16 protein-coding genes, 1 tRNA gene, 1 pseudogene and 1 riboswitch are annotated in these 22,862 nt (G+C 50.6%); of the genes and pseudogenes, 4 read left to right on the forward strand and 14 right to left on the reverse strand.

The genetic code is table 11. From position 1 onward, the window contains the following. Nucleotides 1-129 precede the first annotated feature (129 nt). The 10 genes from GFH31_RS02355 to GFH31_RS02400 form a co-directional block, all read right to left on the reverse strand. Nucleotides 130-1,260 carry a glycosyltransferase family 4 protein gene (locus tag GFH31_RS02355; RefSeq protein WP_101574011.1) on the reverse strand — a complete coding sequence of 377 codons (1,131 nt, stop codon included), beginning with the start codon at nt 1,258-1,260 and terminating at the stop codon, nt 130-132. A 175-nt stretch (nt 1,261-1,435) separates the two neighbouring features. Further along, the gene (locus GFH31_RS02360) at nt 1,436-2,575 is read right to left on the reverse strand and encodes a glycoside hydrolase family 99-like domain-containing protein (protein WP_118458258.1); all 1,140 of its coding nucleotides are present in this window, start codon (nt 2,573-2,575) and stop codon (nt 1,436-1,438) included. Continuing rightward, nucleotides 2,572-3,693 (reverse strand): glycosyltransferase family 4 protein, encoded by a 1,122-nt coding sequence (locus tag GFH31_RS02365; protein ID WP_101574007.1) that lies wholly within the window; start codon nt 3,691-3,693, stop codon nt 2,572-2,574. The genes GFH31_RS02360 and GFH31_RS02365 overlap by 4 nt, the downstream gene beginning before the upstream one ends. After that, nucleotides 3,686-4,768 (reverse strand): EpsG family protein, encoded by a 1,083-nt coding sequence (locus GFH31_RS02370; RefSeq protein ID WP_180951586.1) that lies wholly within the window; start codon nt 4,766-4,768, stop codon nt 3,686-3,688. The genes GFH31_RS02365 and GFH31_RS02370 overlap by 8 nt, the downstream gene beginning before the upstream one ends. A 237-nt stretch (nt 4,769-5,005) precedes the next feature. Beyond that, on the reverse strand, nt 5,006-6,130 hold the full coding sequence (locus GFH31_RS02375) for a polysaccharide pyruvyl transferase family protein (RefSeq protein ID WP_145996583.1): 1,125 nt from the start codon (nt 6,128-6,130) through the stop codon (nt 5,006-5,008). A gap of 37 nt (nt 6,131-6,167) precedes the next feature. Continuing rightward, complete coding sequence (locus GFH31_RS02380; protein ID WP_101574002.1) at nt 6,168-7,904, reverse strand: thiamine pyrophosphate-binding protein; 1,737 nt, start codon at nt 7,902-7,904, stop codon at nt 6,168-6,170. A 35-nt stretch (nt 7,905-7,939) separates the two neighbouring features. Further along, entirely contained in the window at nt 7,940-9,049 is a 1,110-nt protein-coding gene (locus GFH31_RS02385; protein ID WP_101574001.1) for an NAD-dependent epimerase/dehydratase family protein, read from the reverse strand. 154 nt (nt 9,050-9,203) lie between these two features. Next, a complete protein-coding gene (locus GFH31_RS02390; RefSeq protein WP_118458262.1) occupies nt 9,204-10,718 on the reverse strand; it encodes an oligosaccharide flippase family protein in 1,515 nt (504 codons plus the stop codon). A gap of 183 nt (nt 10,719-10,901) precedes the next feature. Further along, entirely contained in the window at nt 10,902-11,756 is an 855-nt protein-coding gene (locus GFH31_RS02395) for a hypothetical protein (protein ID WP_101573997.1), read from the reverse strand. A gap of 57 nt (nt 11,757-11,813) precedes the next feature. Continuing rightward, entirely contained in the window at nt 11,814-12,347 is a 534-nt protein-coding gene (locus tag GFH31_RS02400) for a UpxY family transcription antiterminator (RefSeq protein ID WP_172970798.1), read from the reverse strand. A 710-nt stretch (nt 12,348-13,057) separates the two neighbouring features. Here GFH31_RS02400 and GFH31_RS02405 point away from each other — a divergent pair. Genes GFH31_RS02405 through GFH31_RS02415 form a run of 3 tightly spaced genes read left to right on the forward strand, consistent with a single transcriptional unit; the run spans nt 13,058 to nt 15,503 of the window. Continuing rightward, nucleotides 13,058-13,732, forward strand: a complete 675-nt coding sequence (locus GFH31_RS02405) for a FadR/GntR family transcriptional regulator (protein ID WP_228385781.1) — start codon at nt 13,058-13,060, stop codon at nt 13,730-13,732. A 45-nt stretch (nt 13,733-13,777) separates the two neighbouring features. Continuing rightward, nucleotides 13,778-14,962: an MFS transporter gene (locus GFH31_RS02410; RefSeq protein ID WP_101574042.1), complete on the forward strand. Its 1,185-nt coding sequence runs from the start codon at nt 13,778-13,780 to the stop codon at nt 14,960-14,962. Nucleotides 14,963-14,969: 7 nt separating this feature from the next. Then, nucleotides 14,970-15,503 carry a methylated-DNA--[protein]-cysteine S-methyltransferase gene (locus GFH31_RS02415; protein WP_101573993.1) on the forward strand — a complete coding sequence of 178 codons (534 nt, stop codon included), beginning with the start codon at nt 14,970-14,972 and terminating at the stop codon, nt 15,501-15,503. A 28-nt stretch (nt 15,504-15,531) separates the two neighbouring features. Here GFH31_RS02415 and GFH31_RS02420 read toward each other — a convergent pair whose 3' ends face one another. Both GFH31_RS02420 and GFH31_RS12940 read right to left on the reverse strand, forming a co-directional pair. Beyond that, nucleotides 15,532-16,929, reverse strand: coding sequence for a threonine/serine exporter ThrE family protein (locus GFH31_RS02420; RefSeq protein WP_055205105.1), 1,398 nt, complete (start codon nt 16,927-16,929; stop codon nt 15,532-15,534). Nucleotides 16,930-17,072: 143 nt separating this feature from the next. Continuing rightward, nucleotides 17,073-17,273: riboswitch (cobalamin riboswitch) on the reverse strand. Between the two features lie 144 nt (nt 17,274-17,417). Then, nucleotides 17,418-18,077, reverse strand: a pseudogene (locus GFH31_RS12940) (PLP-dependent aminotransferase family protein); the annotation flags it as partial. A 239-nt stretch (nt 18,078-18,316) separates the two neighbouring features. On the opposite strand from GFH31_RS12940, the gene GFH31_RS02430 reads away from it, so the two are divergent. Then, nucleotides 18,317-20,695, forward strand: a complete 2,379-nt coding sequence (locus GFH31_RS02430; RefSeq protein ID WP_055205103.1) for an ABC transporter permease — start codon at nt 18,317-18,319, stop codon at nt 20,693-20,695. 126 nt (nt 20,696-20,821) lie between these two features. Here GFH31_RS02430 and GFH31_RS02435 read toward each other — a convergent pair. Both GFH31_RS02435 and lepA read right to left on the reverse strand, forming a co-directional pair. After that, nucleotides 20,822-20,894 (reverse strand) — tRNA-Gly (locus GFH31_RS02435). 168 nt (nt 20,895-21,062) lie between these two features. Then, nucleotides 21,063-22,850: a translation elongation factor 4 gene (gene lepA, locus GFH31_RS02440; protein WP_101573965.1), complete on the reverse strand. Its 1,788-nt coding sequence runs from the start codon at nt 22,848-22,850 to the stop codon at nt 21,063-21,065. Between the last annotated feature and the right edge of the window lie 12 nt (nt 22,851-22,862).

The raw sequence follows: 22,862 nt of genomic DNA on the forward strand, positions 1-22,862 counted from the left end.
AAATCGCCTGAGGCCGATGGCCTCAGGCGATTTTGATCCGCATACCGGAAAAAATAAATACGAATATTTTGCCCACTGAGCGGAACCGCCCTCAAGTCGGATATACAAGCCGGCCCGTTCGGGACGCCCTCATGTCACCGGCATTTTACGCTGTTCCCGATAAACTTTTTTGTAACGATCGGTCATAAGTTCGCTCGTAAACAGGGCATATGCCCGTTTGCGGGCCGCTTGTCCGAAAGAATCCCGAAGTTCCGGGTGCCGGATCAGGGTCATCATATTTTTCGCCAAAGCCTGCGGATCACGCGGATTGCATAACAGTCCGGTTTCTCCGTCCGAAACGACCTCGGGAATACCTTCCACGTTGGTCGCAACTACCGGAAGCCCGTAATGGGCGGCTTCGACGAAAATCAATCCGAAAGATTCGTAGATCGAAGACATCGCAAAAATATCGTGCGAAACATAGAACGATGAAACATCTTGCTGCCATCCGGCCAAATCGATACTGGCCGTCAAACCATTGTCTCGGATAAAACGCTTGCACTCCCCGTATTTTTCGCCGTCTCCGACCATAGTAAACTTTGCGTCGGGGTATTCCCCGATAAGGATTTTCGCCGCTTCGAGAAAAGTCAGAGGGTCTTTCGGCGTATCCAGCCTGCCGACAAAAAGAATCCGGGGCGTCGTTCCTTTCTGAGAAACCGGAAGATGTCCCGGATAAGCGGAAAAATCTATCCCGTTATAAACGGTCGAAACTTTACGGGCGCACCATTTGAAATATTTGCTGTAATAACGGTTGACCAGGATGATTCTGTCGCAAAACAACGACGCAAACATCTCGCATCCCCAGTAAAACAGCCACCGGGGAAGCCCGACGAATTTATGAAAGGCCAGTCCGTGCACGGTATGTATTACCCGCGGCGTACGGGCCAACGTCGCCGCTATGCGCCCGACCACACCCGGTTTCGTGGAATGGGTATGTACGATGTCAAATCTTTCCCGCCGGCATAACCGATAAATCTCCCGGACAGCTCCGATATCCGACAATCCGATCGCTCGCTTCATTTTATTCGAGTAGATAACCCGAACGCCGGCTCTCCGGAATTCTCTTTCACACTGCTCCCGATCGCCGACGTCCGTCGAATCGCTGAAAAGTATCCATTTGTCATACTGGCTATCGGGCAGACTCTTCATAATCTCCAGAGATACGCGTTGTACGCCGGATAATTTCGGAAGCACCTGAATGTGCAGAATTTTTGTTTTCATAATTGATATATGCACCGAACAGTCCTATACGGGCAGCAACAACGCGGCGCCGATACAGGACTATCCTGTATTATTTGTTCGATTGAATTTTAAAGCCGAATGTAAACAGGGACAATAACTAGCGAAACAGAATACCGAAAGTCATAACAGAGATTCAATCGGCAACCTGCGCATCCTACAGCGCACTCAGATTTTGATTCACACGCTTTACGATCTCCAGATAACGGTAACCGTTTTTCAAGTCGGGTTCAAGATAAGCGCCTTCCGACCATTCGTTCCATGCATTGAAAAACACATAAGGAGAGTCGTGCTCCCGCGCCTTTTTCATGAGTTCGGTCAGGTTGTTTTCCATGGAGTCGAAAGAGAGCCCCCGGTATATTTTTGCCTTGTTTTTGTAGCGGGCCGTATTATCCCAGTCAAAAAACGCCGTTTCATAAATATCGACAGACTCTTTGAATTCGGGACAATAAGCATTTTTTAAAATCACCTCCCACAATTCATTCGCATCGATGATTTGATAGCTGCGTATACTTTGATTGATTTTACGCAAATAATTTTGAATGCTTTCCGGGAGTTTGCGCAGCCAGTAAAAACGATCCGTTAGATTCTGATGTTTGAAATGTTTCGAACCGAAGGCTTCCCGTGGCTGCGTTTTTAACAAACCATCATACGATTTTAGAAAATCGCAGGAAGGATATTGGTGTCCTTTGACGGCCATCAGGTATAAACCGGGCAGGCCGCTTTCTTCCGCCCATTTACGCCAGTATCCGAACATTTCCTGCGTATTCGCAATAATAAACGGCTGATAAATCAACAATAAAGGCTTATTGTCGATGCGGATTGCCCGCTCGTCTTTGAAAAACGGCAACAGGTAATCGAAATGCCTGCGCCACAGATCTACATTGTCCGTATGATTCTGTTGTATCAATACCGCTTCGGGATGTCCTATCCATGCCCGTGTCCAGGTCTCGTTGGCCCAGGTCAGACAAAACGGAATATCAATCTGCTTATGTTCCAGAAAAGTCTCCAGCGGCTTCTCCAGCATCAATTTACCGTCGAACCAATAATGATAAAAAGAAAATCCTCCGACACCGTATTCCGAAGCCAGCCGAGCCTGTTTGGCAAGCGTCTCTTTATCACAGGGGTTGTAATAGTTTCCATCTATGGGGATACGGGGTTGATAGTGTCCGTTAAACAGCGGTTTTGCATTTTGCACCAGTTGCCAATCATGAAATCCGGCCCCCCACCACACGTCGTTTTCCGGAATAGCGTGAAACTGAGGGAAATAAAATGCAATAAGTTTCGGAATAGTCATAATATGTCTTTTATCGTTAGTTCAAACTGATGATTGAGATTTAGAAGGCGGACTTTATCATATCCGTTAGAAGACAGCCTGTTGCGAAGCCCTTCCTCCTGTAATGCTTCCAAACACTTATACAATTCGTCTTCGTCGGACGGGTCGAAAAACAGGCACTCTTCTCCGGTCAGTATCTCGTGCAAACCGGTTTCCGTCGTCGTAATGACCGCTTTCCGCTGGCTCATGGCTTCCAAAACAGTCAATCCCCACGATTCGTTCAGCGAAGGCTGGACAAGCATATCGATATCGGCAAAAAAGCCGGACACATCGTTTTGAAAAGCCCGGAACTCGGTAAACGTCTCTACATGAAGCGTACGGGCCAAATCCTGCAATTCATGCAGGCAAGGCCCGCTTCCGCATATCAGCAAATAAGGAGGATCCTGCGGATGAGAAGTATGCAACCGCGCATAAGACCGCACGAGCGCAGCGACGTTCTTCCCCGGAATCAAAGCCCCCAGATAACCGATCGTGAGAGCCGTTCCTGTTTTCTTCGAAACCGTTAAAGGCAGCTCTTTCAACGGAGGATAAGCAATCCTGTAAACGGGGAAATCGCACGCTAATTTTTGACTCCATAACCTACGGCACCGTTCGGTCACGAATACGGGAGTGATATTGGATGCCGTAAACAGTTTTCGATAGGTCGAAATCATCCAGCGGGGGAGGTAATCGGTATGTGCATTGGGCTGCTCATGAATATGCCACAGACAGCGTTTCCCCGTAATGTAAGCGACCCATGCTCCGGGGAAATTAACAGCGCTGTTCACATAAATCCGATCGGTCTTGCGGAACAGGCAGACAGCGATAAGCCACAAAATCGTCGGAAGGCTGTACAGGAGAACAATCAATGTCTTTAATGAGCCCGAAGCTATATTCCGGTAAGGCAATGCGCAACATCGCCTTACGGTTTCCGAACGAAGCGCTGTTCTGAAAAGGGAACCCGTTCCCAGCGGGTAATATACATCCGTTTCATACCGGGAAGAATCCGACAACACGTTGTTGATCGCGTGCGCCAGCACGGTCTCCGCCCCTCCCATATAACCCGAATGCGCGACGATGAGGAGCCGGGTTTTAGTCATTATTTTCACGATTCATCAATTCGTACAAACGCTCCTCGCCGTTACTGGGGAGCTTAAAGATTTTATGCACGATGTAATTCTGGTACGGCGAAAAAGTCGGGATCGAAAAGAAATAATTCTGACATTGATACCAGTTGACAAAAACGAAAACTACAAAGGTCAACTGCCGGATCAATTTCCGGGATACGATCTCGAATAACAGCGGAAATCCCATCGTCATGCCCAACGACATGTAAAAGCCCAATCGCATATCCAGTTCGACGGATTCCCACAATACGTTTCTGAGCAGCACAAAAAGGAAAAGCAGATTCAATATAATATTGAAATAAGGAAAACGTTCCGCCAGTTTATTTCGGTTATATACGATGACAAAGAGTATGGCCAGGTAGAAGAATACTTTAATATTGATCGGCCAGGGTTCTATATCGGAAGTCGTATAATACAATACCTTGTATAGTATATTCGACGAGAAAAGCGGTGAAATCAGATATTCGGTTATCCAACCTATAATCGGCAACTGCAAACCGATTACCAGCAATCCTGCCACGGACGTTCCCACGATCAGCCGGGACGATATTTTTTTATTCAAAAAGAAATATAACGGATAAACGATGATCACCGACACATGAAAAGTCGCAGCTAACAGGATACAAAGCGTATAACGCCAAAACTGGCGCCTGTAAATATATCGAAGCGCCACGAAAAATACATTCAATGCGATGGCCTGTCTCAATCCGCTCATATCCATTTGAAAATAGATGAAAGCGAAGTAAGTCAACAATCCGAGGTATTTATAATCGGGCAGATAATCTTCGAATGAACGGAATAACAGTAAAGTCGTACAGAAAGAGATAAACAGAAACATGTAATTGACATCCACTCCCAACGAAATGAATATGGAATTAATAAACAGATACCCCGGTTCGATCATCGGCACATCGAACGTACCCGTATGCAATAAATGGCTGAGATCGGAGGAACTGTCGAAAATCCGGACATACGCCAGGTAATCCGTCCCCGTTTCATACCTCCATCCGGCCGTAAACCAGAAAAAGATAAACAACAAAAATTGCAATCCCCGTTTAGTTTCCGGAGACAAACGACCGTGCAGCGAGAGGCTGCAGCATACGACGATAAATAAGAAAAAAATGAGGTAGTACATCCGAATAAATGCCGCTCTATCGATTACGGCAAGCGTTCGCCATGCGGCCGATGCTTTTGATCAATCTTATGGGGAGAACGTACAGCCTGCCCCGAATTCCCCGGAACCGACGTCGACAGACGACTTCGAGGCATATATGCCGGGCACTATTTACGCTCCCAGCCAATAGTCGAATTTTAGGGATATGTCGTTCCCCGTTTGTTTCAAATAATCGTTGATCGCCCGGATGTCCAGCGGGTCGAGTAAAATATCGAGTGAATTTTTATAAATCCTTTCGGTCAGATGCACCGCCGACAGCGTATCGAAGATACGATCGTTCATCCGCGTAAAAGACCCGGCCAACGGAATGACGACGAACGGTTTATTGAAAATAATACTGAACACCATTCCATGGAACGAATTGGTGACGACGTACCGGGCATTCCGGATCAGACTGAGCCACTCGTCCACATTGGGATAGATTTTGTCGTATGCGTCCTGCCGTCCCTGACTTGCGACGTATTTCACCTCGATATGCCGGCTTCGAGCCCAAGCATAAACTTCGGCCACATCGAAATCGATTTCATTGCCGAGCAGGTAAAGCAGCAGGTAATCCTGCGAATATAGGCACGGGGCGGCTATCGACGAATAATCGTGCACGGACAACAGCAAAGTAGGATCGGGTACCAATGAAGCGTCGCTGCGTCCCAACTCCCTGCATATTTCCACGCCCTGTCGCTCCCGCAATGCCAGTACGTCGAACCCGGATATGTACCGTTTAATCTTTTTCCGGAGGCTCCCGGCGAGTTTCATACCGCCGAACGACGGCGCATAAGCAATTTTTTTGCAACCTTCCGGCACGAACATCAGGTAATAGACCGGATCGACCGATCCCCAGACCTGATCGCTTCCGGCGATGTATGCATCCGCCCCGGGCGGATCGGTGAAAATATCATATTGATCATAGACTCTCGAAGTGACCGCAATAAAGCGCTCTTTGAATGTCGAAAAATGACGCGGATGGGCAGCATTCTCCTGCCTCACGATCCGGTTCATTTCTTTAAATCGCTGCGAAAAACGGAATTCCTTCCGACGGAATAACCGTAGCGAGATTTTCCTGACGATTCTACACGGAAGAGACAAAACCCATTTCAGGTTTATTTTCCGTCCGGGCGCATATCTTATCAGAAAAGCATCGTGCCCTTTATCCCGCAGAAAACGCTGAAGAGCATAACACTGAAGTATTTGACCGTAATTATCCTCGCTGTTCCAGAAAGTTACGATTCCAATTTTCATATTCTGCAAATATTCTTATGAGACAAAAAGCCAATAGTTACCGGCCCAGCGTTTTTTTGATGAAACTTTTTTGTTTTTCGCTCATAACCGATCGTGCGAAATCCACCAACTTCCCTGTCGTATTCTGTTCGACGGAGCGAATGGCGCGAAGGGCATCGCTCTCGTCCCCGCTGTCGGTAAACACTTCGAAAAGCATCGGCCGGGCGGCCGGTTCAGGAGAGAGGAACCGCTCGTACAGCGCTTCGAATTCATTTTTGTCCGAAGCGCACATGTATTCGAATCCGAGATCTTCCGCATAGTGCCGGATCAATGCCTGCGATTTGTTGCCAAAATGCCCTGCCGCTGCGATATAAGGATCGGCTTCGTCTCCGAAAAGAGCTCCAGGATGGTCATACTGACGAAATTCGGTTCCCCGGCCGTTATTGATTATCAAAATCCGGACATTGTTGCCGACATGACGATTTCCGACCGCATTCATATCGTAGAAAAACGCAAGATCGCCGAAAATACCGAAACAAAGTCGGGTCGGGTCGGCCAACGAAGCCCCGATCAGCGAAGAGACGCCGCCGTCGATCCCGAACCCGCCGACGTTCGAATCGGAAAACACGGACTTCGGTATTTCGAAGAAATTCCACGATCGCAGCGTATTCAGAATGCCGAAATGCAACACGGAGTTCTCCGGAAGAAGAGGCGCCATTTTATACGCCGTCCAAACATTCGAAAAGGGCAAATTCTGCGGAATAGCGTCGTAAACTTTTTGATAAAGCGCCCGACAGTTTTTCAGATATTCATCGGAATGCCTATCGGATACACCGGCATAATGCCCGAAAAAATTCTGCTCGGACATTTCGAATACATAACGCAGTTTATGAAAGGTATCGCGGATCTCGCCGTCCTCGCTGACGCGCCATACAGTCCGAGCCGAAGGATAGTAAGACGCGGATACCTCTCCGATATGAATCAGCAAATCGACGCTGTTGGTTTCGGTTGTAAGCATCTTTTGATTCTGCACCAACGAATAAAGAACCCTGTATCTCCCTTTGTAATTACTCGTATGATCGCAGAAAACGACGGCATCGTGCGCCTCGCAGAATCGATCGACCGCCTCGGTCTGCTCCGAAGTCCATTTCGGATGGGAACCGACGAAAACGGCAACTTTACCTTCAGGAAATTCCGGAAACCGGTCTCCTGCACAAATCCTGTCGATCACGCGGACGGACGGCAGTTCCTTCACCGAATAATCCCTGCTGTAAGTGGTCGCCAAATTGATATGCGCCGGACCGCCGCCGCGATGCTTGAGGGCCAGGATCGCCTTATTGGCATTTATTTCGCAACTCCACGCTTCTTCCTCGTCCCTTACGGCCGGAAGCGAAACGCTTACATGAACGATATCGTTGAGCGGTCTGCTGCGATCGATTACCTGAGGTATATGATGCCCGACCCTGCCTTCGTACTGCGTCGACGTGATCGCCAGTACGGGCAACTTCCGGTAAAAGGCTTCGGTCAGCCCAGGAAGGTAATTTCTCGAAGCTGTAGCGCCCGTACAGCTCAAGACGACCGGCTCGCCGGACTCTGCCGCCAGACCGCACGCCATATAGGCCGCCGAACGCTCATCGACCGAAGAATAGATCTCGAAATAGGGATCCTGCTGTATCGAAGCGACGAACGTTATGTTCGTAGCGCCCGGAGATGCTATGATTTTACGGATGTTATTAGCTTTCAACAGAGCGATCACGATCTGCGCATTGCGTTCGGAGGTGTAATACTTTTCCATGATATTTGTCTGACGATTATCGAAAAAAGGATCAATTACCGTTTGATAAGTTTTCGTATGAGTTCAAATAAATTACGGGGCATATACCTTGCCGCCAGATACGCCAAGCGGAATTTTACGGACGGAATCTCACGAAGCGGAGTCCGTTCGCCCGTGATTCTGTCGCAACGGGCTTCCGCCGTCCAAACGATCTGCGCGAACCGCGGATTCCGAACAAAACGTTCCAGACAGAACCGCAATCCGTCGGCCGGTTTCGTAAAACCGGCCGTGTCGCAGAACCGGTCGATTTGCGTATTGTCGAATTTGCGATCATACCATCTGTCATATCGCACCTGATATTGCGTTTCCGGATTTTTCAGGTTGGGAGCCGCGTCAGGCATCACCACTCCGGGACGTGTCCCCAGATGAGTTTCAAGTACATCGAGGTATATTCCCAGCACATCGCTCCATCTGATCGCCTCCGCAGCAGTAACATGAAACGCACGGCCGTTAGCCGCCGGTTTTCCGGCAACAGCGGCTATACCGCACGCCACATCGTAACCATAGGTCAACGTAGTCATTTTTTCCGCGATATCTTTCGGAAAAACGATTTTTCTACCGTTCATAGCCCGGTATAGCCACTGCTCTTTTTCCAGTACGCCCAGTTGCAACCGTATTTCGCTGTAAGTTATATAAGGGCGGACGATCACCCAGTTCGTTTTTCCGGACTGCGACAGTAAATTTTCTTCGCGGGCCTTTGCAAGGGCGTATTCGTCGGTTCGCAGGTAAACTTCATCGTTTACGGTATCCAACAACCTCGGCGAGGTTTCGACGATCGGCTCGTTCGATCCGGCATAAACCCGGGCCGAACTCAAAAAAACATATTGTTTGCATACCGACAACAAGAAATCCACGCGCTCCCTGAATTCGTCGGGCGTATAAACCATAAAATCCACGATGCAGTCCCACTTCGCCCCCACAGGGACAAGCGATCGGACAAAGCCGATATCATGGGCATTTCCCCGTACGTACCGTATACAACCGTTTTCGACGGAGGGAAATTCTTTGCGGGTGGTAACCGTCAGTTCATTCGCAGGATCGGCCGCAAGGATCCCGACCAGGTGCGATCCCATGGCGCCGGTACCTCCCATAATTAAAATCCGCATACTTTTTCAGACATTTTACCGGCCTGTCAATTCGGAATGAAATAATCCGGACATGTATTCTACAAGGAGTCTCCGCCGAGAATTTCTTCTTAAAAAATACCGAAATGAAGAACCATTCAGCAGACGCCTGTCTACGAGGCATCAACCGGACTACTCAGAGCCGTACTATTTTGCGAATAGGCTTTATGAACAGGTCGCGTTCATACTGATTCATTGAGAACCGATAGATACAGGGAAAATATATCAACGAAAAAACAACCGCAACACACAGGAAAGAGAGTACGCTGTCTACCGATACGTATTTCAACAAGATGAACGCGCCGACAGTAATGATCAACGGAGCGACACTCATCCGCGCGATCTCCGTCCAGAAAAGCGGTATATCCAAATGAATTTTGCGCTTATAATAGATATTCAACAGGATGCCATGTCCCAGCACGACCGCTACGGAAGTTACCGCCGCCACACCGAAAGCTCCGAACTGTCTGGCTGCCGGGATGGCCGCAGCCAGACTCGCCGCGGAAACCGCCAGAATAAGGATCGACCTGTATTTCATTTCATTCCTCGCCTGAAGAATCGTAATTCCCAGATTCTGAATCATCGGAATCAGGGTCGAAGCAAAAAACATCAACGCGATAACATAAGTTTCGTCATACCCTTCGCCGGCCCACAACGCGATAAACGGCCGCCCCAACAGAATAAAAGCAGACAGGACATATGCCAGTACGATGTACTGGATACGTCCGATACGAATAAACAGATCGGATACGGTCTGCTCCGACGCGCCGGTAGTGATCATTGCCGTAACTTTGGGTAGGAAAACGCCGGATATCGAGGTCGAAAACGAATAGTACATATCTTTCAGGTAAATCGCTACGGCAAAAACGGCCACGGCTGCGGTGCCGACGGTGGCTCCCAACACAAACTGCCCCGTACCCCAGTAAATGCGGTCCATAATCGCATTCAGAAATATCCAAAACGAATAAACGGTCACTTCCCGGAGAAACCCCCAGCGAAAACGTCCGAAAACGATCCGTATCCCGATTTTGCGACGACAGTAATAATAATTCAACAACAGTGTAACGAGATTGAACAGCGTTTGCACGACTACCATCGCTACGGCCCGATACCCCATTTTCAACAAACAGATCATCACGACGGTGTTAAGCAAGATGCGGACGATCTGAACGACTTTCTGAAAAATAAAATCTTCGTAAGCCGTAACAACGGCTCCGAAAATACTCAGAGGAAAAGTGACGGCCAAATTAAAAATCAAAATGATCATCAACACCTTAGCCCGTTCGACCTCAACGACGGTCATCGTATCTCCGAACAATGCTTCGACATTGAAATACAGTCCCAAGCCGGCTCCGAATGCAAGTATACCGATCACCGAATAGAGGATCAGAAACATTCCGAACATGGCGTATTGCTCCTGCTGTCTGCCTTCCGCGCGAAATTTAGCCGTATAACGGATAATAGCATTTCCAAAGCCGAAATCCATGATCGTCAGATAGGCGATCACAGACGCCACGAGCGAATAAAGACCGTATTCGCTCTGCCCCATCATCCGCAGCATATAGGGCGTATAAAGCAGCCCGACCAGCGAGTTCAGCCCGATCACTACGTAATTTAGAACGGCTCCGGCTTTCAGTTGATTTACGACCATCGGATTTTACCCATTACTATGTCCGAAAAATAAATCTTTTGTAACAGATATTGCATCCAGCACCGACGCATAAAGCGAGGAGACATTCTCGAAACACACCCAATATCATATCCCTATAAGGCCGGTACGAATGTCTCGTACCGCCCGAAAGACACGGGATTACCCCAATACGTACAGGCAAATTCATTCGGCCTCCTGCATTATTTCATGCTGCACCCTGTCCATAATATCGGAGCAACATTGCTCGACGGCGTAACTGGTAGCAAGATACCATGTATCGGTACGAGTCTCGACAGTATTCGCCACCCCTTCGATCAATCCGGCAATCCGCTTCGGCAGGTCGTGCTCACAAGGGAACGCACCGGAAATCCGCAACAGATCATACCATGCCGTCAACAACGGAAGTTGTTCGGCGACAGCGTTCTCAGGAAGAACCAAACGTTTCTTATAATAGTTATACGCACGCAACACCGCATCGTGAAAACGATCGTCCCGGAAAGCATCGCTATAATTTTGCAGCAACTCGATCCTACGTACGGCTATTTCCTGAGGAAGTCTTCTCCAGCAACCCTTCGTATCCAGTTCGCCGACCCATTGCCCGCACTTTGCTCGGTAAAACGGGTAATAATCCAATTCCGTATTATCACCCATAACATTTCCCAACTCATAAGCTATACAGCGCAGTACATCCAACTCCTGTCCTGGATCGGGATCTTTCAAATAACTGTCTAAAAGTCGGTAATATAATCCGCTACATTCTTCGTCTTTTTTTCCGTAAACGCCCCATGCGGATTCTTTAACCAGGCGATACATCCGGCACAAACCGTTAACCGAGGTACGATCCATGATCTGATAAAGAATGTCCATCTTGCGGATAATTTTATTGCAATTCAAATAATCACAAGACGACGCAACACAACACAACATACTAATCGACAAATACATACGAAGAAGAGCATCGATACGTACTTCGCTTTGTCCTTTTATGCGGTGATTACACAAAAACGGAAGCAATACCTGTAAATCTGTTTCGGTCATGGAAATTCCGGTTATGGCTGTTAAAATAAGAGATGAACGGGATGAAACGACCGCTGTCTATTCGGATAAAATTTCGATCAGATCGGGATTGACTTCAACCGCGACAGCCAAAGTATTGGGCAACTCTATCACCAGCCGTTTGGCCTTTGCGCCTTTTACCTTCATAAATATGCCTTCAATTCCATCAAACGGCCCTCCGTGAATTCGGATTCGGGTTCCTTTATCGATATTCAACTCCTGAGGCGTAAAATAAATGGGACGTTCCGATCCTTTCACCGCATTGATAAACTGTTCCATCTGGCTGTCGGGAATAATAAGAGGTTCTGCCTGTCTGCCGCCCCGGCGGTACCGATATTGGAAATAATTATCGGCTTCCAAAAAAGGAGCTAAAACTTTTTCGGTAGAATGAACGAACAGCAAATCCCATATTACAGGAACGTAAGCGCGTATTTTCTTACCATTTCGATTTTTAATCTCGCAACGCATAGGAACGAATGTTTCGACAGAAGCTTTATCGAGACGGTCCCGCGTATCCGATTTGCGATTATACAGAAAACGCATTACATACCAAACGAGTCGTTCTTCCTCCATGCATTGTGACATTCGAATTCTCTCTGCTTTCAGGCTTAATCATCGCTAAATTTGAGCTATGGACATAACTCTGAATCCCCTAATATCACCTATATCACTAATACTAAGGTCATTGGAAACTAAAATTCTAAATACGCACTTTCGTATCAGTATCGTTTCTTTGTAAGAGACGGCACTTTATGGGTACAAATATTGGAAATATAAATCTAACGGCCAAATATTCCATCATCATTTATAGCTATTTCGCGCGTTTTTATGTATTACTAACACATTGATTTATATAATTATATACGTGACTTTCAAATCGCAACAGCATTTACTCCGGAAAAGTTCGGAATACGTTATCGAATCGACGATCCCATTGCCCAATTTATATATCTCTTATCCTGAATGATGTATAAACGCTACTCTCTCATTGTTTATTACACTTGTTTACAGTATTTTATTATTCCATGCCGTCTCTTACAAAGAAACATCCTAAACCTATAAATTACCAACAGCGATCCGCAACAAAGAAAACATTGATACCCAGCCCTTGGGGATCATCCTGCATCTCTTTCGTATAGATTCCGGGATTCGCTTTTAAAGCTATTTTTCGCATTCGGTTATCGAAAACGAGCCGCCGCCATTATAATGATTTTGGAGGAAAATACCGGAAAAATTCTCCGGTTCCGAATAAACGGTTATCTTTGCAAGAAACATCAGATGATATGATGAAAGAGCGACCGGATTCGGTCATACGGAAAAGATCGCTGGCCGAAGAGTTGGCCGAACGGCTCCGCCAACGGATTACGGACGGGCAATTCGAGGTAGGCGAAAAACTGCCGGCCGAGCCGGAACTGATGCGTATTTTCGGCGTCGGCCGTTCGACGGTGCGCGAAGCTGTGAAGATACTGGTTAACATGGGGTTCCTGAAAGTGCAACAAGGAGCCGGGACGTTTGTCGAGAGCCGGGCGGCGGCGGACGACCCGATGGCGCAACGTCTCCGCCGTGCCGACATCCGCGACCTGGACGAAGTGCGGAGAATACTGGAGGTCGCCATCGTCGAGCGGGCTGCCGGACGGCGTACGGAGCAGGATATCGAAAAGATCGAAAGATTCCTTGCGGAACGCGGCGCGACGGCAGCGGCGGGGCGGTTGGAGGCGTGTATCGAAGCGGATATCCGGTTTCATGTCGCTTTGGCGGAAGCTACGCACAACGAGATTTTGTACGAACTCTACCGGTCGGCGACCATCCACCTGCAAAAAGGTTTCGAACACATTTACGTCGATACGGGCTATTTTCTCGCATCGCAGCCTACGCACGAACGGTTGGTACGGGATATAATCGCCCGGGATGCCCGGAAGGCGCTGCATACGATCGGCATTATCCTGAAAGAACCGTAACCCATGAATACGAACTCCTCCTGCGCGCGGCCGCTCCGTAATCCGATGAACCGGACAGTTTATCCGATCCTGTTGATGGTTTGCACCACTCATCTGCTCAACGACATGATGCAGTCCGTCATTCCGGCGGTCTATCCGCTTCTCAAAGAGAAATTCGGCTTTACATTCGCACAAATCGGCGTCATCACGCTGGTTTTTCAGATGACTTCGTCGCTTTTGCAGCCTTTCGCCGGACGTCTGGCGGACCGTCATCCGAGGCCCTACTCGCTAGCCGTAGGGATGTGTTTCACGCTGGCCGGACTGCTCGCGCTGTCCGTAGCCCCCGGCTTTGTCTTTATTTTGGCGGCGGTCGGCCTGATCGGCTGCGGTTCGTCGGTTTTCCATCCTGAATCCTCGCGGGTAGCGCAGCTCGCCTCGGGCGGGCGCAAAGGACTGGCACAGTCGATCTTTCAGGTCGGCGGCAACGCGGGAAGCGCTATGGGGCCGTTGTTGGCGGCTTTGATCGTGATTCCGTTCGGTCAGGCTTCGATCGGCTGGTTCGCATTGGCCGCGCTGCTGGCTATTTTCATACTTATTAAGATCGGGAACTGGTACAAACGGCGGCTGGCCGTAGCGGCACGCAAGACCGTCGCAACGGCGGCGGCGCCGGCTCACGGACTTACGAAGCGAAAAATCCGGGCCGCGCTCATTATCCTGGGCGTATTGGTATTTTCGAAATATTTTTACATCGCCTGTATGACCAACTATTTCACGTTCTTTTTGATGGATAAATTTTCGATGTCGGTACAGGGGGCGCAGTACTGTCTTTTCGCATTTCTGGCGGCTTCGGCGGTCGGAACATTCTTCGGCGGGCCGCTGGGCGACCGCATCGGACGGAAATACGTGATCTGGGGTTCCATTCTGGGGGCCGCTCCCTTCACGCTGATGCTTCCCTATGCCAACCTGGCCTGCACCATCGTACTGGCGGTCGTGATCGGCCTTGTCATCTCGTCGGCGTTTTCGGCGATTCTGGTCTATGCGACCGACCTGATGCCGGGAAAGGTCGGCATGATCGCCGGAGTATTTTTCGGACTGATGTTCGGGCTGGGGGGACTCGGTTCCGCCTTTTTCGGCTGGCTGGCGGACAAAACCAGCATCGAGTATATTTTTCAGATCAGTACGTTGTTGCCTTTGCTGGGTGTAATAACGGGCTTTCTGCCTAATATCGAATCGAAGAAAACCAATAAATAAATCAGCGATGCAGTACACTTTTAAATACCGGTCGCCCCTCGGCGGGATCACGATCGCAGCCGACGACGAAGGCCTGACGGGGCTGTGGTTCGACGGGCAGAAATATTTTGCCGACACGCTGTCGGCCCGGCACGAAGAGAAAATGCTGCCGGTATTCGGGCAGGTCAGGGAATGGTTGGACTGTTATTTCGGCGGCGGCATCCCCGGTTTTACGCCGCCGGTGCACCTACAAGGTTCGCCGTTTCGGCTCGCCGTCTGGGACGTGCTGCGGCAAATCCCGTACGGGGAAACCGTCACTTACGGGGAGATCGCCCGGGAGATCGCCCGGCGACAGGGAGTACGGAACGTATCGGCGCAGGCCGTAGGCGGCGCCGTGGGGCACAATCCCGTCAGCATCGTCGTGCCCTGCCACCGCGTCGTCGGGAGCAACGGAAGCCTGACGGGTTATGCGGGCGGCATTACGCGGAAAGTGCGGCTTCTGAATCTCGAACGGGCGGAAATGTCGGGATTGTTCGTTCCGAAAAAAGGGACCGCATTGTAGGCGGCCGGCCGCTGTCGCGTCTTCTCGTTTAGCCGATGTCCGTCAGGTTGACGAACTTACCGTGCAGCCTGCGCCGCTCGATGAGCAGTTTCAACTGTTTTTGACGTTTGGGAGTGATCCAGCGGCGTGCAAAAATGTTCGGGATGGCCACGCCGATAGCGATGCAAAGGATCATAAGCGAGGCCTGGATGGCATTGTTCATCGCTACGGTGACTTCGCCCACCACGCCGCGCATATCGATGAAAGCAAACAGCGCCCGATACATCAGCACGCCCGGGATCATCGGGATGACGCTGGGAATCGATAGGCAATGGTGAGGGGTGTGGAACCAATGCACCGCCCGCGTTACGATGATGCTGATAAGGGCCGAGCCGACCAAAGAACCGATCACCGGTCCCATGTCCAGTCCGATATTGTGGTTGCTCGGGCCAAGATTGACAAAGTTGCGGGAGCAAACGGCGATGACGCCTCCTACGGCCACCACCCAGAGCAACCGGCGCGGGATATTGAAGATCATCGAAAATCCTACGGCCGATATGGCGGCCGCTACGGCGAATTCGAAATAGGTGTGATGCGGCGTCATGCTCAGATCCTTCACGAAGTTGTCGATCCCGCAGACGTGGATGGCCAGCGCGATGCCGAACGACATGGCGACCACGATGAGCAATGTATTGACGGCCCGTGTGATACCCACCTGCACGTAGTTATCCAGCATGTCGCTTACAAAATTAATCAGCGGGACGCCGGGGACGATGAAAAGAGCGCAGGCCATCAGCGGATGCCACGGCGTATCGGAATGGAGAACGGCATGGAGCGGTCCGGGCAGTGCGAGCGTCGATATGAACGTGGAAACCCATGCCAGCAACGTTGAGACGAAGGCGGCGACGGCAATATTCATAAAGTGATTGGAACCCAGATCATTGAGCACCGCACGCAAACGGAACCCCAGGATAGCGGCCACCGAAGCGTAGAAGAAGGCCGGCCAGTCGCAACCGAACTGGATGCAGAACCCGCCGCAGGCGAATCCCGCGCCGACGGCTACCTGCCAGGGGGTGTAGTTACGTTTGCGGGTACGGATTTTTTCCAGCTCCTCCTCGTATTTTTCCAGCGAATAATCCTCGCGGATGGCTCTCCAGGAGAGTTTGCTGACGGCGGAAATAGCAGTCATGTTGATGCCGTGTTTTTCGCAACTCTGGAATTTGGAAAACGAATGTTCTTCGTCGCCCAGGTTTACCATCAGCATGTTGTAGTTGATGTAAATATGCAGGTGTTCGTCGGGCAGTCCCAGGTAGGCCGCCGTGCGTTTCATGTTGCGCATGATGCGGCTCGTGTCCGCCGCGCTTTCCATCAATAGCTTGCCCGTACGCAGCAGCAGGTCGAGCTTCCGGTGCAAAAGTTTTTCCGAATACTGTGATGTCTTTTCCATAACCGCCTCTCTTTACATCCGACAAACCGGCATTGCCGTGCCGGTGTTCAAAAGTTCCACTACGACGCTGACATACTTTCTCATCCGTATATTTCTCAAAACGAGGATAATTTTTTTCGCTATTTTTCTAAACCCACGAGCAAAAACAGCCTTTTACGAACGGCAGGTCTTCTGACTGACTCCCGCTTTGAAACCTTCCCGGCCCCTTTCGAAACCAGTGGTATCGTATGATCAAAGCGTAAACGGAGCTTCACAGCAGCGGGACTGTCCGGGATTTTCACCCGATTCCCTTTTAATCCGGACGACAGAAAAGCGCCCCCGGAACCGATTCCGAGGCAAAGATAAGTTTTTAAAATTAATTAAAATAGATCCGCCGCGATATTTTAGGGCAACCTGCGAACTTTTTCGGGCGAGAAAGGCAAATAAAAAACTCCCTTCGGGAAGAGCGTTTTTCGAGGTTTGCGCGCCGGGACGGTCGCCGGAAAAGGTCATTCGGATTTGCCGATATATTCTTTGACGACCTCCCCGAAGATTTTAAGTCCTTTCTCGATCCGGTCTCCGGGTATATTGGAATAATTGATCCTGAGGATATTCTCTTTATGCTCGTTCGGAAAAAAGAGCCGCCCGGAACGAAAGCTATTTTTTTTCGAGGCATTTGTTTAAAATTTCGCGCGCCGAAATCCCTGTCGGAAGTTCGATCCAGATAAATAGTCCGCCTTCGGGCCGAATGAATCTTATGTTCGCGGGGAAGTAACGTTCGATGGATCCGACCGCAACGTCCCTGCGCCTTTTGTACACTTCGACTATCTTTCCGATATGCCGGTCGATGTCGTACCGTTGTAGATACCGGACGATGGTCATCTGGGCCATCGTATTGCAGGTCGGTTCCCTGTTTGACCAACCAGGACGTACTTGCGGATGATGTCCTTGTCTCCGGCGATCCAGCCGATCCGGAATCCGGGGCAGAAAATTTTAGAAAAACGTCCCGTGCACGGGACGTTGCCGGTCGTGTCGAAAGACTTTACCGACGGCAAAGACGCTCCTTCGAATCTTAGCTCGCCGTACGGATTGTCTTCCTGTACCGCGACGCCGTATTTCGAGGGCAGTCCGGCCAGTTTCTTGCGTCTTTCCAGGCTCCACGTTTTTCCATCCGTTCATTTTCAATCCATCCGACTTCCGAGCAGGTTCTTAACACTCTTTTGCCCTCATCTGTAAAGGATTCATTCAACAGTGTCCATTAATTTTACACACCCGGATCGAACCACACAACATAAAATCCTGTATTACAAACATTAGCACATCGCGGCATTATTTTCGAACATTGCTGTATCGATTGAAAAAGCACTCCGCCGGATCCAAAGCGGAAAAATAAAAACCGACGACCAATATGAGGGATCTGAACATCGCCATACGCTCGCTCTTCAAAAGGGGACGGCATAACGTAACAAAAATCGTCTCGCTGAGTATCGGATTGGCCATCGGTCTGGTACTGATTGCCAAGATCTATTTCGAACAATCCTACGACTCGTTTTATCCGAATGCGGATAGGATCTATCGTTTGACGGGCTACACGAGCAACGAAAACGAGTCGAAGGTCAGCGAATCCGTTTCGGCAATCGTCGCTCCGACCATGAAAGAGGAAGTACCGGGCATCGAAGCCGCAACCCGGCTGACCCATATCGGCGGAGACAGGAACAAATTCATAACGTCCGATAAGCGGCGCTACTCGATCGGCGGCATCCTGATGGCCGACAGTTGCCTGTTCGACGTGCTGCCGCGTCCGGTACTGTCGGGCGATCCGAAAAAGGTATTGGCCCGGCCCGGCTATGCGATGATTTCGCGCTCGTTCGCCGAAAAGCTCGGAGGAATCGACCGGGCAGAAGGCACGGTCATCGCTTCCGACAACAAACCGGAGATGACGCTGACCATCGGAGGCGTATTCGAAGATCCGCCGGAAAACTCGCACTTGCGCTACGACGTATTGGTCACATTGGAGGAAGCGGACGACGGAGGCTTCCTGGCCTGGTTCGGCCGCCACTACCTAACCTATGTGCTTCTGTCCCCCGGCGTCACGCCCGAAACCCTGCGTCCGGCCATCGACCGGATGCAACAAAAACACATCGTCCCCCAAGCCCTGCAAAATGCCGGCGTCGACCGATTGGCATTTTTCCTGAAACCTATAAGGGAAGTGCATACCGGCGAAGCCAATATCCGGAACATGACCGTCATGTTGGCGATCCTCGCTTTCGCGCTGCTGTTCACGGCCGTGATGAATTATATCCTGATTGCGATCTCGGCGATCGTGAACCGTAGCAAAGAAATCGCCCTGACTAAATCGTACGGCGCATCCGGGACCGACATCCACCGTATGACGATGTCGGAAACGCTGGTACATATGATTCTTTCGCTCACTCTGGCCGTCCTGCTGATCCTCGCGTGCCGGGACACCGTCGAAGGATTGCTGAACGTTTCGCTTGCCGCCTTGTTCTTCTCCAAAGGAGCTTTCATCCTGTCGGGCATTTGCGCCATTGTATTTTTCGTAACCGGGTTCGTCCCCGGCATGCTGTTCGCCCGCATTCCGGTAGCGTCCGCCTTCCGCAATTTCAAGGAAAACCAGCGGCATTGGAAGCAGGGATTGCTGTTCATGGAATTTACGGCCTCGGCGCTGCTGGTTTCGCTGCTGATCGTAATCGGCGAACAACACCGGCATATGCTGAACAGCGATCCGGGATACTCGTACGATCGCCTGGCTTACTGCGCGGTCACCGATCTGGATTCGACGGCTCGAACGATGTTGACCGACGAAATCGAAAAACTTCCGGAAGTGGAACAAGTGTCTTCCTGCATAAGACTGCCGTTCGGCCAAATGCCGGGCGGCGCGGCGATGTTACCCGGCACGGACCAGACCTGTTTCGAGATCGCCGATCATTTCCGCGTCGGCGACGGATTTCTGGCCCTGATGGAAATTCCGGTCGTCGAAGGACGTTCGTTTACGGAAGAAGTATCCCATTCCAATGAAATTATGGTAAGCCGCTCTTTCGTCGATCGGATGAAGGATTTCGCGGATTGGCCCGACGGTGCGGTCGGCAAGCGGATCTCGATCACGGGGCACGAGCAGAGAGACTTTACGATCTGCGGCGTATACGAGAATTACCGCATCGGATCGTTGGCCGGCAACCTGGACGATCGGCCCTCCGTCATGCTCTACGGCCGCCAGGATCGGCGCATTCCGTCGAGATACCTGCTCGTGAAGTTTCGCAGGATGACGGCGCAAGCCGTAGAAAAAGCGGATTCCAGATTGCAAGAATTGATGCCGGATGCGGAACTGGAGCTGACGCTTTACTCCTCGAGAATAGCCGGACTGTACGAGAGTTCGCGTATGCTTTGGATCTATGTTACGATCGGAGGTCTGATTACGGTAATCATCTCGCTGATCGGCCTAATCGGTTATACGAATGATGAGATCAACCGCCGCCGCAAGGAAATAGCCATCCGCAAGATAAACGGCGCATCGGTACGAACCATTCTCCGGATTTTCCTCGGGGACATTCTGAGGATAACCCTCCCGGCAGCCCTGCTGGGTTGCGGCATTTCCTACTTCGTTTCGGAATACTGGCAACGGCAATTTGCCGAGAAAGTTCCGCAGAACCCTTTGTTTTTTATCGCGGGCGGCCTGAGCGTTTGCATCATCGTCACCGCCTGCGTGGTTTACCGCACCTGGAAAGTAGCCAACGAGAATCCGGTCAACAACCTGAAGTCGGAATAAACCAGGTTACGTACCCCGGTCTTTTCCTGCTTTTCCTTTCGGGGGCCTAAAAAGAAAAAATCCTTACATATCATGGATACATAAGGATTTTTCTGTCTTTTGCAGCCTCTTTATCAAGGCTTTAAGAGCGGAAAACGAGACTCGAACTCGCGACCCTCAGCTTGGGAAGCTGATGCTCTACCAACTGAGCTATTTCCGCATTGAGCGTTGCAAATATCCGTTTTTTTATCCGTTTTAGCAAGTATTTTCAGACAAAAACAACGCATTTTCTCAAAAAACGGTAAACCGGCTGTCGGCATCCCCGTTTACGAACCGTCGGCGCCGGTACGGACAGCCCGGAAGAAACCGCTTTTCCCGGAGCGAAACGTCAATCCATTTTCAGCACGGCGAGGAACGCTTCCTGCGGAACTTCTACGTTACCGACTTGGCGCATCCGCTTCTTCCCCTTTTTCTGCTTTTCGAGCAGTTTGCGCTTGCGGCTGATATCGCCGCCGTAACACTTGGCCGTCACATCCTTGCGAACCGCTTTGACCGTCTCGCGGGCGATGATCTTAGCGCCAATGGCAGCCTGTATAGCGATATCGAACTGTTGACGCGGAATCAACTCTTTGAGCTTCTCGCACATCCTTCGGCCGAAATCGTAAGCATGATCGACGTAGGTCAGCGACGACAGCGCGTCGACCGGCTCGCCGTTCAGCAGAATGTCGAGTTTGGCCAGCTTGCTCGGTTTGTAACCGGTCTGGTGATAATCGAACGATGCGTAACCGCGCGAAATGCTTTTCAACTTATCGTAAAAATCGAACACGATTTCGGCCAGCGGCATGTCGAAATTAACCTCGACACGATCCTGCGTGATGAAAACCTGGTTGAGCAGCGTTCCCCGCTTGTCGATACAGAGTTTGATAACGCTGCCGAGAAACTCGGCTTTCGTAATGATCTGAGCGAGAATATAGGGCTCTTCGATCGAACTGATCAGCGTAGGTTCGGGCAGCCCCGACGGATTGTGCACATCGATCACTTCGCCCTTACTGGTATGCACCTTGTACGACACGTTCGGCACGGTCGTGATGACGTCCATATTGAATTCGCGATACAGACGCTCCTGAATAATCTCCATATGCAGCAACCCCAGGAAACCGCAGCGGAAACCGAACCCGAGGGCCAGCGACGATTCGGGCTCGTAAGTCAGCGAGGCGTCGTTCAAGTTCAGTTTTTCGAGCGAAGCGCGCAGATCTTCGTACTGGTCGGTCTCGACCGGGTAGAGTCCCGCAAAAACCATCGGTTTCACATCCTCGAACCCGGCGATGGCTTCCTTGCACGGATTGGCGATCGCAGTGATCGTATCGCCGACCTTGACGTCGGCAGAGGTTTTGATCCCGGAAATAATATATCCCACGTCGCCGGTACTCATCATGTCGCGCGGAGCCATCTTGAGTTTCAGTACGCCCACTTCGTCGGCCGAATATTCGCTGCCGGTATTGAACAGCTTGACACGCTCGCCCTTGCGCAGCGAGCCGTTGAAAATCCGATAATAGGCGATGATGCCTCGAAACGGATTGAACACCGAGTCGAAAATCAGCGCCTGCAGCGGAGCCTGCGGATCGCCTTGCGGAGCCGGAATACGCTCGATAATGGCTCCGAGCACCTCTTCGACGCCCTGTCCGGTCTTGCCCGAAGCGGCCAGAATGCTGTCGGGATCGCACCCGAGCAGGTCGACGATCTGGTCCTTCACCTCGTCGACCATCGCAGCGTCCATGTCGATCTTATTCAGCACCGGAATAATCTCCAGATCGTGCTCCAGCGCAAGATACAGGTTCGAAATGGTCTGAGCCTGAATCCCCTGCGTAGCATCGACCACCAGCAACGCCCCCTCGCACGATGCGATCGCACGCGATACCTCGTACGAGAAATCGACGTGCCCCGGAGTATCGATCAGGTTCAGCACGTACTTCTCGCCCCGATAGGCATACTCCATCTGGATCGCATGGCTCTTGATGGTGATCCCCTTCTCCCGCTCCAGTTCCATATCGTCGAGCACCTGCGCCTGCAACTCGCGCGCGGTCAGCGTCTTGGTCATCTCCAGCAAACGGTCCGCCAACGTGCTTTTACCGTGGTCGATATGGGCTATGATACAAAAATTCCGGATATTCTTCATACATTCTTTTTA

The organism is Alistipes sp. dk3624, from assembly GCF_009557455.1.
Lineage (GTDB): Bacteria > Bacteroidota > Bacteroidia > Bacteroidales > Rikenellaceae > Alistipes_A > Alistipes_A hominis.